At 70.8% G+C, this 13,012-nt stretch carries 12 protein-coding genes; 6 read left to right on the top strand and 6 right to left on the bottom strand.

The genetic code is table 11. The features are described from left to right. Positions 1-83 precede the first annotated feature (83 nt). The 6 genes from AB0B61_RS19445 to AB0B61_RS19420 form a co-directional block, all read right to left on the bottom strand. Positions 84-2,201, bottom strand: a complete 2,118-nt coding sequence (locus AB0B61_RS19445) for a choice-of-anchor J domain-containing protein (protein ID WP_358433893.1) — start codon at positions 2,199-2,201, stop codon at positions 84-86. Between the two features lie 153 nt (positions 2,202-2,354). After that, entirely contained in the window at positions 2,355-3,344 is a 990-nt protein-coding gene (locus AB0B61_RS19440) for an LLM class flavin-dependent oxidoreductase (protein ID WP_358433322.1), read from the bottom strand. A gap of 31 nt (positions 3,345-3,375) precedes the next feature. Next, on the bottom strand, positions 3,376-4,395 hold the full coding sequence (locus AB0B61_RS19435) for a hypothetical protein (RefSeq protein ID WP_358433319.1): 1,020 nt from the start codon (positions 4,393-4,395) through the stop codon (positions 3,376-3,378). Then, on the bottom strand, positions 4,392-4,874 hold the full coding sequence (locus AB0B61_RS19430; RefSeq protein ID WP_358433316.1) for a SigE family RNA polymerase sigma factor: 483 nt from the start codon (positions 4,872-4,874) through the stop codon (positions 4,392-4,394). The genes AB0B61_RS19435 and AB0B61_RS19430 overlap by 4 nt, the downstream gene beginning before the upstream one ends. A gap of 52 nt (positions 4,875-4,926) precedes the next feature. Continuing rightward, positions 4,927-5,898 carry an adenylate/guanylate cyclase domain-containing protein gene (locus AB0B61_RS19425; protein WP_358433313.1) on the bottom strand — a complete coding sequence of 324 codons (972 nt, stop codon included), beginning with the start codon at positions 5,896-5,898 and terminating at the stop codon, positions 4,927-4,929. 20 nt (positions 5,899-5,918) lie between these two features. After that, on the bottom strand, positions 5,919-6,671 hold the full coding sequence (locus AB0B61_RS19420) for a GntR family transcriptional regulator (RefSeq protein WP_358433310.1): 753 nt from the start codon (positions 6,669-6,671) through the stop codon (positions 5,919-5,921). Between the two features lie 87 nt (positions 6,672-6,758). Between AB0B61_RS19420 and AB0B61_RS19415 the strand changes: the two genes are divergently transcribed. From AB0B61_RS19415 to AB0B61_RS19390, 6 genes are read left to right on the top strand one after another with little or no spacing between them, the layout of a single operon-like run. Then, positions 6,759-8,255 carry an ABC transporter substrate-binding protein gene (locus tag AB0B61_RS19415; protein WP_358433308.1) on the top strand — a complete coding sequence of 499 codons (1,497 nt, stop codon included), beginning with the start codon at positions 6,759-6,761 and terminating at the stop codon, positions 8,253-8,255. Further along, on the top strand, positions 8,252-9,190 hold the full coding sequence (locus AB0B61_RS19410; RefSeq protein WP_358433305.1) for an ABC transporter permease: 939 nt from the start codon (positions 8,252-8,254) through the stop codon (positions 9,188-9,190). The genes AB0B61_RS19415 and AB0B61_RS19410 overlap by 4 nt, the downstream gene beginning before the upstream one ends. Before the next feature lie 25 nt (positions 9,191-9,215). After that, complete coding sequence (locus tag AB0B61_RS19405; protein ID WP_358433302.1) at positions 9,216-10,049, top strand: ABC transporter permease; 834 nt, start codon at positions 9,216-9,218, stop codon at positions 10,047-10,049. After that, the gene (locus tag AB0B61_RS19400; protein WP_358433300.1) at positions 10,036-11,040 is read left to right on the top strand and encodes an ABC transporter ATP-binding protein; all 1,005 of its coding nucleotides are present in this window, start codon (positions 10,036-10,038) and stop codon (positions 11,038-11,040) included. Before AB0B61_RS19405 ends, AB0B61_RS19400 begins: the two co-directional genes overlap by 14 nt. Beyond that, positions 11,009-11,809 carry an ATP-binding cassette domain-containing protein gene (locus AB0B61_RS19395; protein WP_358433297.1) on the top strand — a complete coding sequence of 267 codons (801 nt, stop codon included), beginning with the start codon at positions 11,009-11,011 and terminating at the stop codon, positions 11,807-11,809. Before AB0B61_RS19400 ends, AB0B61_RS19395 begins: the two co-directional genes overlap by 32 nt. Further along, the gene (locus AB0B61_RS19390; RefSeq protein WP_358433294.1) at positions 11,806-12,987 is read left to right on the top strand and encodes a M20 family metallopeptidase; all 1,182 of its coding nucleotides are present in this window, start codon (positions 11,806-11,808) and stop codon (positions 12,985-12,987) included. The genes AB0B61_RS19395 and AB0B61_RS19390 overlap by 4 nt, the downstream gene beginning before the upstream one ends. Positions 12,988-13,012 lie beyond the last annotated feature (25 nt).

Here is a 13,012-nt window from a genome sequence, read left to right as displayed (position 1 = left end):
AACCATGTTCGGTGATCCTAACCCTCGGCGGGGACGCGAAAGCGCCCGCCGCGAGACGCGGCGGGCGCCCTCAGGTCATACCGTCACTTTCCGCCGGGCTGGACGACGCCGTTGACCTTGAGCGTGTACGGCGCGTACTGGCCGACCTGCTCCGTCGAGTCGTCGTAGGCCACGACCGCGACCACCGTCGGGAACGGCAGCATCGTGGCCAGCTGCAGCCGGTTGAGGCTGACGCTGTTCTTGCCGTTGGACTCCAGCTGCAGCGCCACCGAGTGCTTCTCGTCGAGGCCGATCAGCCGGACGTTCCAGTTCTCGACCGGAGTCGGGAAGACCTCGGTCGGCGAGTCGAACGGGTCGAGCGACGAGCCGTCGCTGACCGCCGTGGCGCCGACCGTGACGTCGTCGATCTTCCAGCCGCCCTCGTTGACCCCGCCGTCGCTGACGTAACGGAAGCCGAGGAGGATCTCCTTGCCGGAGTAGGCCGACAGGCTGTAGGTGTGCGGCTGGAAACCGGTCGTGGTGCCGTTGACGCCGGGGCCGAGCGGGCCCGTGACCGTCTTGTCACCGGGGATCGAGGTGTAGGTCTTGCCGCCGTCGGTGGAGACGATCACGTAACCGTAGTCGAATCCCTGCTCCGCCCCGTACTTGGCGAGGAAGCGCAGCGTCGGGTCGGCGGCCGGGACGGTCACCTTGGTGACGGCGGCGGCGTTGGTGTTGCTGGCGTTGCCGGAGAACAGCACCGGGTTGCCCGCGCGGTCCGGGTCGTCGGAGACGACGGTCCAGGTCAGCGGCTGGGCGGGCAGGGTCTTGGCGCCCTCGAACGACAGCGAGCGCAGGTCTGCCCCGCGCAGGAACTTGCCGTCCGCCTTCTGCAGCGGCACGTAGTCGGCGCCGTTGGGGGCGGCACCGGCGGTCTTGTAGGTGGCCGGGTTCGCCAGGTTGACGGTGGAGTTCAGGCTGGCGGTCGTCACGCGCTTCTTCGGCACGCCGAGCATGACGCCCTTGGTGCCGCCGACGATCCGGTCCACCAGGGTGGAGGTCTGGAAGTCGTGGATCACCTGGTACATGTTCTTGGCGCCCGCCGCCGCCAGGTTGGCCTTCAGGCTGGCCAGGCCCTGCAGCGTGCCGTCACGGTGCAGCGCCGACATGAAGGCCGTGCCGTACCTGTCGTACAGGAACACCATCAATGAGTACGCGTTGCCGTAGTCGGCCAGCACGCCGTTGGCGTTGGCGCCCTCACCCCAGATGTTGAGCGAGTTCTCCGGGCCGCCGCAGTCGCGCGGGTTGGTGTTGTACGGCGTCTGGACGATGCCGAAGCCCTGGAAGCAGTAGATGTGGGTGTCGGTGCCGCGTTCGGACACGGTGGCCTTGGGGTTGGAGTACCCGACCAGCGACATCGCGAAGTCCGACAGGCCCTCGTTCATCCAGGTGGTCTCGAGCGGGTCGGTGTAGTAGTGCGCCAGGTGCTGCCACTCGTGCGCGAACGTGCCCTCGTACTGGCGCGGCCGGGCCGGGCGTGAGGTGCACAGGTCGGCGGTCGGCTCGTCGGGCGGGTTCGCGCCGGTGCGGTGCGCCCAGTCGAAGGCGTCGATCGTCATGACGTTGCGGTCCAGCAGCTCGTTGAACTGGCTGGAGAAGAAGCCCGCGATGTACGTCGGAGCGGCGGGGAAGCTGTAGTAGTTGTCGTCCCTGACGTTGTCGACCAGGGTGACGGTCTTGTTGCCGCCGCCGGTGTAGACGCCGCCGTTGCCGTTGGCGTCGGGGCCGAGGACGGCGTTGGTGCCGTCGCGGTCCGGCGGCGTGCTGAAGGTGGCGGTCTCCTTCGGGTACATGTTGGTGTCGAACTGGGTGACCAGGTCCGCCACCTGCGCGTCGGTGACCTGCGTGGAGTTGGCGATCTGCGCCCGGCAGTCACCGGCGGGGAAGGACAGGTCGTTGGCGACCCAGACCTCGATGTTGTTGCCGACCCCGCGCAGCGTGTAGTCCTTGCGGTAGAGCGTGCCGTTGAAGTCGTCCAGCCCGAGCCACTGCCGGACCGTGCCGACCGGCGGCGTGTCGGCGGCGGCCTTCGTCTTGGCCCGCGTCTTGGCCTCGTACTTGGCGGGCACGTCCACGGGCTTGCCGTCGAGCTTGAAGTCCTTGCGGGAGAGCTCTCGGATGTCGCCGGCCGGCGGGGCCTTCGGGTCGGCCTGCGCCGGCACAGCGGACAAAAATGGTAATGCCATGATTAACGCCGCGATTCCGATGAATCGGGTGCGCCCCATGAAGCCCCCTTGGAGTGGTCAGCGAGGGTGACAAAATGTGACTATCTGACCAAGCGATGGGCGCGCAAGTAAGTCAATTGCCAAAAAGCTTTATCGAATTCGTACTCGCTCGGCTATCCGAGCCAGCCGCCGGTAGGAATCGAGCCTCCGCTCCAGGTCAAAGCTGTTCATGGTGACCAGGACCTCGTCCGCGCCGGTGAGCTCCACCAACGCGCCGAGTTCGATCTCGACCTCGTGCGCGGTGCCGTGGATCTGCCCCTTGCGGGACTCCTCGAACAGCGCCCGCTCCCGCTCGGTCATCGCCGTCGCCAGCACCCGCTCGGCGGGGGACAGCGGCGGGAAGGCGCCGCTCGTACGCGAGCGCGCGGTCGCCCACGCCTCCGGCACCTGCAGCAGCTCCGCCTCGCGGGCCGTCTCACCGACCGCGACGTTCGCCGCCACGATGACGTACGGCCCCGCCGCCCAGGCCGAGGGGCGGAACCCGGCGCGGTAGCGCGAGATCGCCTCCCGCAGCCGGGCCCCGCCGCCGCCGATCACCATCGGCAGTCCGTGCTCGGCGGCGATGTCCGCCCCGGAGCCCATGGCCAGCACGAACACCTGCGGCCGCAGCCCTTCGGCGGGCAGCGCGTGCACACCGGGATGCCCCCGCTGGTCCCCGGTGAAATAGCCGAGCAGCTCGTCCAGCTGCCCGCCGAACTCGTCGGCGTCCTCCTTGCCATGGCCGAGCGCCCGGCGAATGCCGCCGGTGAAGCCCACCGAGCGGCCGAGCCCCATGTCGACGCGGCCCGGGTTCAGCGCCTCCAGCACGCCGAACTGCTCGGCCACCACCAGCGGCCGGTGGTTGGGCAGCATCACGCCACCCGTGCCCACCCGGATCCGGTCGGTGGCCGCGGCGACGGCGGCGGCCAGCACGGTCGGCGCCGAGCCGGCCACCCCCGGCACACTGTGGTGCTCCGATACCCAGAACCGGTGGTAGCCGAGCTCCTCCGCCTGCCGGGCGAACCTGACGGTGTCGCGCAGCGCCGTCACCGGGTCGTGCCCCTCGCGGACGAGGGAGCGATCGAGGATCGAAAGCTTCATCACATATGTCGGCAACAGCGCCGGGGCGCGGCTACTTCCGGTAGACGCCGAACGACCAGCGGACCGGGCGGTTGGTACCGCTGCCCAGCAGCATCCAGGTGACCTTGACAGTGGTCGTCCGGTCCGTGGGGTTGGCGAAGTCGCTCACCGCCAGGGGGAATGCGCTGCCCTCCCACGAGCAGGAGCGACTGCCGGATTGCTTCCGGCCGTCCACCTCGAAGCTGAACAGCAGGCGCCCGGCCAGGTCTCCGGTACACACGGCGGCGAAGCCGGCCTTGCCTCGCACCTTGAACGTGGCGGAGGCCTCCTGCGGCCAGACGCCGGTCTTCCTCTCCGCGAGCTGTGCCTTCCCCACGTGGTCCGGCAGGTCTTTGAACGGCGGTGGCTCAACCGGCCGCGCGGGTGGCGTCCACTCGTACACGGCCAGTGACCAGGCGCCCGGGACGGTCTTCGGCTGCACACACTTGCCGTTTCGCGACGTACAGTCCCAGTCGATCGCGTCGAACGTGACCGTGAGCTTCGTGCCGCTCGTGGAGCCGGGCACCCGTAGCGGCCGCAGTTCCATGCGCTTCGAGCACCTGGTGAAGATTGCGGATGCGGGCCCGTCGGCACTCGTTGACACCCTGACCCCGCCCTTGTTCGGCCCCGCGCAGACCGCTGCGACGTCGAGCGGCTTGCCGGAGACCGGGATCGTCACGGACACCTTGGTCGGCCCCGTCCGCTTGATCGACGCGGTGGCGATCCGCCGGTACTTCGTGCCGTCCGAGGCGGTGAACTGCGGCAGCAGAAAGTCCGCCAGCTGCTTGGGGACGAGAGTGGCCTCGGCGGCGGTCGCGGGCAGCGGCTCCGTCGGCCCGGAGAGGGACCCGGGGAGAAGGGAGACGCCCAGCGCGACGGCCGCCGCCACCGCGGCCACCCCGCCGCCCAGCGCCCGCCTGCGCAGGCGGATCCGCCGGATGCGGGCCGCTATCTCTTCGTGCCGGGCCGGGTTGGCGGGGGAGGGGCCGTCGCCGTGCTCGCGCAGGACGTCCCGCAGGTCGTGAACGGTCATCGGTGCAGCTCCTTCACAATGGCTTCGTCCACGCGTAGCTTGGCCAGCGCCTTGGCGCACTGGCTCTTGACCGTGCCGGGCTCGCAGCCCAGCAGCCGGGCCACCTCCGTCACCGGCAGGTCCTCGTAGAAGCGCAGCACCACCACCGCCCGCTGCCTGGCCGGGAGCCGGCCGACGGCTCGCCACAGCGCGTCGCGATCGTCGGAGACCGGGTCGCCTGTCGGGGTGTCCGGCAGGTCGTCGCTCGGCAGCTCACGTCGCCATCTCCTGCGCCACCACGAGGTGTAGGTGGTCACCAGGACCTTGCGTACGTACGCCTCTGGCTCCTCCACCCGGGCCCAGGCGAACCACGCCTTGGCCAGCGACTCCTGGAGCAGGTCTTCCGCGCTCGCCCAGTCGTGGGTCAGCAGGTACGCCGTGCGTAACAGCCGATCCGATCGAGTGACCACGAAGTCCTGATATATCCCCCGGTCCGCCACGTACCGCCTCCTGTCGTCGCCTGTCGACGGTAGGGACGCATCGAGTGCGGGCCTAGGTTGCCCCGTCCATCTGGCGGCTGAGCGTGAAGGGCACCAGCTCGCCCAGCCCTCGTACGGACAGGCGGCTGACCGGCCGCAACTCGAAGGCCCGGTCGCCCTCCAGCTCCTCGGCCATCTCCGGGCCCGCCAGGATCGTGTCCGGATAGGCCAGCGCGGTCAGCCGGCTGGCCAGGTTGACGGGGGTGCCGAACACGTCGCCCATCCGGCCGAGCACCGGCCCCACGGCCAGGCCCACGCGCAGTTGCGGCATGCCCTTGTCCTTGGCGTGGGTCTCGATCAGGCGCAGGCCGATCTCCGCCGCCTCGTGTGCCTTCCCGGACACGAACAGCACCGAGTCGCCCAGCGTCTTGACGATGCGCCCGCCGCCCGAGGTCACCACATCAGCCGAGCGGCCCTCGAACCTGTCGACCAGCCCGGCCAGCTCCGTCTCGGTGATCTGCCTGCTCAGCCTGGTGAACCCGACCAGGTCGGCGAACCCCACCGTCAGCCGGGCCGCGCTCGTCTCCTGCTCGGCCAGCCGGTGGGCGGAGGCGGCCAGGTTGCGCCGCCACGCGTAGACCAGCAGCCGGGCCAGGTCGGGCATCACCCGATCCGCCCGCCTGCGCCACGCCCTCGGCCGCTCGCTCAGCGGCACGCCCGCCTGGTCGAGCGCGTCGGCGCCCAGCTCGGCCTGCGACTCGGCGAGCCGCGCCGTCGCCCGGCCCAGCGACCTGGCCATCAGGAGCACGTGCTCCTCGTCGTAGACCCCGTCGCTCACCATGCCGAGCAGCGTCCGCAGGGCCGCCACGTCGGAGTCGGTGAACTCGACGGCGTCGTCGGCGACGTTCGCGAAACCCAGGGCGCGCCAGAACCTGCGGGCGCGGTAGACGGGCACGCCGGCCATGTCGGCGACCTGGTGGCTGGTGTAGCGCCGGGGCTCGCGAAGGAACGCCTCCGTCAGTCCGTCGGGATCCTCGCGCGCCACGACCGCAACATAACACCTGGCTACTCCAGGAGCGCACGCAGAGCGGGCCGCTCGCCCTCCGGGACGTACCCCACGTAATAGTCGTACATCGTCTGCCGGGAGAGCCGGGCGGCCAGCGGGCCGTCGCCGGCCCGGACGGCGGCCAGCACCTCCTCGTGATGCCCGATGCTCTGCCGCATCAGCGCCTCCCGGTCGGCGGCGGCGGCGATCTTGCCGGAGACCAGGCCGAGGACGATCGAGCGGACGACGTCCGTGCAGATCTGGATGAGCTTGTTGCGGCTGGCCCGCGCCACCGCGTCGTGGAAGGCGATGTCGGCGGCGCTGAAGGCGTCGTAGCCCACCTCCACCGCCGCGCGCATGGCCGCGATGGCCGCGTCCATCTCCGCGAGCTGCTCGTCGGTGCGCAGCCGGGCCGCCAGCAGGTTGGCCGAGGCGTCGAGCACCATGCGGAACTGCACCAGCTCCCCGAGCGACAGCTCCTCCACCCGGGCCAGCGTGGTCATCGACTTGTGTAATGCGGCGGGGGAGAAGGGCTGCACCTCGGCGCCGTTCGGGTCGCCGGGCCGCGACCTGACCAGGCCGCGCGCCTGCAGCACCCGCAGCGCCTCGCGTACCGTCGAGCGGCTCACCGAGAACTGGCCCATGAGGTCGCGCTCGCTCGGCAGCCGTTCGCCGGGACACAGCGCGCCGCTCTCGATGGCCTCCTCGACCTGCTCCACGATGCGCTCGTAGGCGCGTACGGTACGCACCGGCTCGAACCGTGGACCACCCATGAAGCCCCCTTGACCCGAGCCGTCGCGGACTGGCAATCTGCGTAGCCTACTGGTCCGACCAGTGCACTAGCCAGGAGGCTGTAAGACATGAGGCGAATCGGCACCTGGATCGCGGTGGGCGGTCTCCTGCTGGCCACGGCCGCCTGTGGCGGCGGTGGTGGTGGCTCGAAGGGCGGATCCAGCGGCGGGCAGGCCGCCTCACTGGCGGTCGGGTTCGTGGCCGAGCCGGCCAACCTGGACTTCACCTCCACCGAGGGCGCCGCGATCCCGCAGGCCCTGCTGGTCAACGTGTACGAGGGCCTGGTCAAGCTGGACCAGGACGGAAAGATCCAGCCGCTGCTCGCCGAGAAATGGGACGTCTCGGCCGACCGCAAGACCTACACCTTCACCCTGCGCAAGGGCGTCACGTTCACCAACGGCGCCCCCTTCACCGCCGACGACGTGATCTTCTCGCTGGACCGGGTGAAGAAGGACTGGCAGCTCAAGATCAAGGCGCAGCTCGACGTGGTCGACCGGGTCGAGAAGGAGGACGAGTCGACCGTCATCGTGACGCTCAAGCACCCGAGCAACGGCTTCCTCTACTCGATGGCGACCAGGCTCGGCGCGATGTTCAGCCGCACCGGCGTCGCCGACCTGGCCAACAAGCCCGTCGGCACCGGCCCCTACCAGCTCGGCTCGTGGAAGCGCGGCGACTCCATCCTCCTTGGCGCCAACCCCAAGTACTGGGGCGCCAAGCCGAAGCTGCCGGCCGTCACGCTGAAGTACTTCAAGGACGCCACGGCGATGAACAACGCGCTGCTGACCAGCGGCATCGACGTCATCTCCGCCGTCCAGGCGCCCGAGTCGCTCCAGCAGTTCGCCGACCCCAACCGCTTCCAGACGGTCGAGGGCACCACGAACGGCGAGGTGGTGCTGTCGTTGAACAACGGCCGCCCGCCGTTCAACGACAAGAAGGTACGCCAGGCCGTCCGCTACGCCATCGACCACAAGGCGCTGCTCGACACCGCCTGGGCCGGGCGCGGCCAGCTGATCGGCTCGATGGTGCCGCCCACCGACCCCTGGTACGAGGACCGCACCGGCGACTACCCCTTCAACGTGGCCAAGGCCAAGGAACTGCTCGGCGGCAAGACGTACACCGTCAAGATGCGCATCCCCAACCTGCCCTACGCGGTCGCGAGCGCGCAGGTGGTCAAGTCGCAGCTGGCCCAGGTGGGCATCACGGCCGACATCGAGCCGCTGGAGTTCCCGGCCCGGTGGCTGGACGTGGTGTTCAAGCAGGGCGACTACGACATGTCCATCATCAACCACGTAGAGCCCCGCGATATGGGGATTTTTGCGGATAAATCGTACTACTTCAGGTATGACAATCCGGAGTACGGCAAGCTGCTCGCCGCCGCCGACCAGGGCACCGAGCAGGAGCAGATCGACGATCTGAAGAAGGCCGCCAAGCTGCTGTCCGACGACGCCGCGGCCGACTGGCTCTTCCTCTTCCCCAACCTGATCGTGGCGAAGAAGGGCGTCACCGGGCTGCCGAAGAACGGTATCGCGGAGGCCTTCGACTTCACGGCCCTCGCCAAGCAGTGATCCTGTACCTGCTGAAGCGGCTGGCGGTGCTCATCGCGAGCACCGCCGTCGCCGGGGTGGCCGTCTTCGCCTTCATGGCGCTGCTGCCCGGCGACCCGGCCGAGATCGCGCTGGGCGTCAACGCGACGCCCGACGCCGTGGCCGCGCTGCGCGAGCGGTTCGGCACCGACCGGCCGCCGCCGGCCCAGTTCGCCGACTGGTTCGGCGGGCTGGTCCACGGCGACTTCGGCACCTCCTACGTGACCAGCTCGCCCATCGGCCCGCAGATCGGTGACCGCCTCGGCGTGACGGCGGTGCTGGTGCTCGGCGGCATGGTCATCGCGCTGCTCATCGCGGTGCCCGCGGGCACGTTCGCCGCCGTCCACCACCGCAACCCCCTCGGCGTGGCCATCAGCGCGGCCAGTCAGGTCGGCATCGCGATCCCGGCGTTCCTGGCGGGCATCCTGCTGGTGTTCGTCTTCGCGGTGAAGGCGCAGGCGCTGCCGTCGGGCGGCTACGTGCCCATCGCGGAGGACCCCCAGGCGTGGCTGCTCGGCCTGCTGCTGCCCTGGCTCTCGCTCGGCCTGGTGCAAGGCGCCGTCTTGACCAGGTACGTCCGCAGCGCCGTGCTCGACGTGATGCGCGAGGACTACCTGCGCACCGCCCGCGCCAAGGGCCGGGGCCGGATGGGCGCCCTGTGGCGGCACGGCCTGCGCAACGCCTCCGTCCCCGTGGTCACCGTGCTCGGCCTGCAACTGGCCACGCTGCTCATCGGGGCGGTCGTGGTCGAGCGGGTGTTCGTCATCCCGGGGCTGGGCGACCTGCTGCTGAACGGCGTCGCCGGGCGTGACCTGCTGCTCGTCCAGGGTGTGGTGATGGTGCTGGTGGTGGCCGTGCTGCTGATCAACTTCGTGGTCGACGTGACTTACGCCGTACTCGATCCGAGGCTGCGATGAAAGGGCCTGCGATGAGGGGGCTGCGGTGAGGGGCCGCGTGAACGCCGGGCTGATCGCCGGGGCCGTGCTGGTCGGGATCGTCGTCCTGGCGGCGCTGGTGTCGTTCGTGTGGACGCCGCACGACCCCACGCTCGTCGACGCCGCCGGCAAGCTGCGCGAACCCGGCGGCGGCTACCTCCTCGGCGCCGACAAGTTCGGCCGCGACACCTTCAGCCAGCTCATGGTCGGCGCCCGCACCACGCTCTACGTGGGCATCGTCGCCGTCGGCATCGCGGCGCTGATCGGCACGCCCCTCGGCATGATCGCGGGGATGACGCCGCGCGGCTGGCTGTCGGAGCTGATCATGCGGGTCAACGACCTCGTGTTCGCCTTCCCCGCCCTGCTGCTCGCCGTCATGCTCGGCGCCGTCTACGGGGCCGGGACGCTCACCGCGATGATCGCCATCGGCGTGGCGACCGTGCCCGCCTTCGCCCGCGTGGCCAGGGCTGCCACGATGCAGGTCATGGTGACCGACTACATCCTGGCCGCCAGGGCGGCCGGGCGCCGACGCGTCGCGATAGCCGTACGGCACGTGCTGCCCAACATCGGCTCGATGCTCATCGTGCAGGCGTCGGTGTCGTTCGCCATCGCGATCCTGGCCGAGGCGGCGCTGTCGTTCCTCGGCTTCGGCACCCGGCCGCCGATCCCGTCGTGGGGCCGCATGCTGCAGGAGTCGCAGGAACTGCTCTTCTCCACCCCGCGCCTGGCCCTGTGGCCGGGCCTGGCGATCGCGCTGGCCGTACTCGGGTTCAACCTCCTCGGCGACGGCCTGCGCGACTATCTGGACCCCAAGCTCAGGAGGATCCGTGCTGAGCGTTGACGGGCTCACGGTCCGCGCCGACGCGGTGGAGCTGGTCCGCGAGGTGTCCTTCGACATCGCGCCCGGCGAGCGGGTCGGCCTGATCGGCGAGTCCGGCTCGGGCAAGTCGCTGACCGCGCTGTCGCTGATGGGCCTGCTGCCCGAAGGCGTGCGCGCCTCCGGCACGGCCCGGCTGGGCGGGCGCGACCTGGTCGGCGTGCCGGAAAGGCGGATCAAGGACCTGCGCGGGCGCGAGGTCTCGATGGTCTTCCAGGAGCCGATGACCGCGCTCAACCCGCTCATGCGCGTCGGCGCACAGGTCGCCGAGGTCATGACCCTGCACGGCCGCCCACGCGCCGAGGCCAGGACCCGCGCGGTCGAACTCCTCGACCGGGTACGCCTCCCGCGCCCCGACCAGCTCGCCCGCTCCTATCCCCACCAGCTCTCCGGCGGCCAGCGGCAGCGCGTCATGCTCGCCATCGCCCTGGCCAACGAGCCCGGCCTGCTCATCTGCGACGAGCCCACCACCGCGCTCGACGTCACCGTACAGAAGCAGATGCTGGAGCTCATCGCCGAGGTCGCCCCCGCGCTGCTGTTCATCACCCACGACCTCGCGGTGGTCGCCTCGGTGTGCGAGCGGGTCCTGGTCATGTACGGCGGGCGGGTCGTCGAGAGCGGCCCGATCCGCGAGGTCTTCACCCGGCCCCGCCACCGCTACACCGAGGGCCTGCTGGCCGCCTCCAAGCTGACGCCGCGCGGCACCCGGCTGCCCACCATCAAGGGCAGCGTCCCCGCCGCCGGGAGCTTCCCGGAGGGCTGCGTGTTCAGCAACCGCTGCCCGCACGCCACCCAGCGGTGCGAGACCGAACCGGCCTTGGCCGACCCGGCCCAGACGGGACCGGCCCAGACGGGACCGGCCCAGACGGGACCGGCCCAGACAGAACCGGCCCAGACAGGAGAGGGCCAGACAGGAGAGGGCCATGCCCACGCATGCTGGCACCCCGCTGATTGAGGCCCGCGACCTCACGCGCGTCTACCGCCGTCCCCGCAGCTCGCTCACCAGGCAGGGCGAGGCCGTGCACGCGCTGCGCCAGGTGTCGCTCACCGTACGGCGGGGCGAGCGGTTCGGCATCGTCGGCGAGTCGGGCTCCGGAAAGTCGACGCTGCTGCGCCTGCTGTGCGCGCTCGACCAGCCCACCAGCGGGTCGATCCACTTCGACGGGCAGGAGATCACCGGGCGGCCGGAGCGGGCGCTGAAGTTCCTGCGGCACAGCCTCCAGATCGTCTTCCAGGACCCGATGAGCTCGCTCGACCCCCGGATGCGGGTGCGCGACCTCGTCGCCGAGCCCCTGGTCGCGCTCGGCGAGCCGGTCGGCGGCCGGGTGGGCGAACTGCTCGACGCGGTCGGGCTGCCCGCCTCGGCCGCCGACCGCTACCCCCACCAGTTCTCCGGCGGGCAGCGGCAGCGCATCGCCATCGCCCGCGCGCTCGCGCCCCGGCCCCAGGTGCTGGTCGCCGACGAGCCGGTCAGCGCCCTCGACGTGTCGGTACGCGGCCAGATCCTCAACCTGCTGGCCGACCTGGTCGACGAGCTCGGCCTCACCCTGGTCTTCGTCTCGCACGACCTGTCCGTGGTCCGGCACGTCTGCGAGAGCGTCGCGGTCATGAACGACGGCTCGATCGTGGAGACCGGGCCCGTCGACGAGGTCTGGGCCGCGCCGCAGCACGCTTACACGCGGACGCTGCTGCGGGCCGTACCGACATTGGAGGGATTGCTGTGATCGAGGTGGATGAGGTCGGGGTCGTGGAGTTCACCCAGGCGTTGGTCCGCATCCCGAGCACCAACGACCCGGCGCTCGGCCGCGACGAGCGGCCCGCCGCCGAGCTGGTCGCCGCCAAGATGCGCGAGTGGGGGTGGGAGCCGGTCGTGGACGAGGCCGCGCCCGGCCGGCCCAACGTCGTAGCCGTGATCGAGGGCGGCGGTGGTGACGGGCCGACGCTGATGTTCGAGGGACACACCGACGTGGTCACCGAGGGCGACCTGTCGACGTGGACCGTGGACCCGTTCGGCGGGGAGATCCGCGACGGGCGGCTGTGGGGGCGCGGCAGCGCGGACATGAAGTCGGGCCTGGCCGCCACCCTCTACGCCACGCGTGCCCTGCAGCTGGCCGGGCCGTTCCCCGGCCGGATCAAGGTGTGCGCGCTGGCCGACGAGGAGGGCCTGATGCTCGGCGCCCACCACTTCGTCGCCTCCGGCCTGGCCGCCGACGTGGACGGCGCCATCGTGGCCGAGCCCGAGGCCGGGGAGATCTGCGCGGTGGCCAAGGGCGCGCTGCGGCTGCGGGTCGACTTCACCGGCAAGATGGCGCACGGCGCGATGCCGCAGCACGGCCGCAACCCCGTACAGGCGGTCGGGGCGCTGCTGGTGGCGCTGCGGGCGCTGGAGACCGAGCTGCAGGGGCGGTACCCCGCGCACGAGCACCTCGGGGAGGTGTACGTGACGCCGACCGTGGTGCGGGCCGGGACCGAGGAGCAGGTGAACGTCATCCCGGCGACCGCGTCGGTCTTCATCGACGTGCGGACGATCCCCGGTGTGGAGCACAAGCCGGTGGCCGAGCGGGTGGCCGCGCTGGCGGCCTTCGAGGGGATCGCGGCGGAGGTGTCCATCCTGGTGGACCGGCCGCCGGTGGACGTACCCGTCTCCGACCCCGTGGTGGTCGCTTTGGCCCTTGCGCACCAGCACGTGACGGGCGCCGCGCCCGTGTACGGCGGCGTGCCCGGGTCCACGGACGGCACTGTGCTGACGCACTGGGGCGGGATCCCGTCGGTGGTGTACGGGCCGGGCGGCAAGTGGATCGCGCACCAGGCGGACGAGTATGTCGAGGTGGCGGAGATCGTGCGGTGCACTCGCGTGTTCGCCGAGGCGGCCCGGCGCTTCCTGACCCGGTCCTTGTCATGACGGCCGAGTCGGGCCCGGTTCGTGT

Origin of the sequence: Nonomuraea sp. NPDC049158, assembly GCF_040648335.1 — a bacterium.
Lineage (GTDB): Bacteria > Actinomycetota > Actinomycetes > Streptosporangiales > Streptosporangiaceae > Nonomuraea.
Note: the sequence above shows the minus strand (reverse complement) of the source record. Positions and strands in the feature narration are given on the sequence as shown.

Coding starts and splice junctions, on each gene's coding strand:
- AB0B61_RS19435 (WP_358433319.1), bottom strand. CDS start 4,395: ATGACCGTTCACGACCTGCGGGACGTCCTGCGCGAGCACGGCGACGGC.
- AB0B61_RS19395 (WP_358433297.1), top strand. CDS start 11,009: ATGCCCACGCATGCTGGCACCCCGCTGATTGAGGCCCGCGACCTCACG.
- AB0B61_RS19440 (WP_358433322.1), bottom strand. CDS start 3,344: ATGAAGCTTTCGATCCTCGATCGCTCCCTCGTCCGCGAGGGGCACGAC.
- AB0B61_RS19415 (WP_358433308.1), top strand. CDS start 6,759: ATGAGGCGAATCGGCACCTGGATCGCGGTGGGCGGTCTCCTGCTGGCC.
- AB0B61_RS19420 (WP_358433310.1), bottom strand. CDS start 6,671: ATGGGTGGTCCACGGTTCGAGCCGGTGCGTACCGTACGCGCCTACGAG.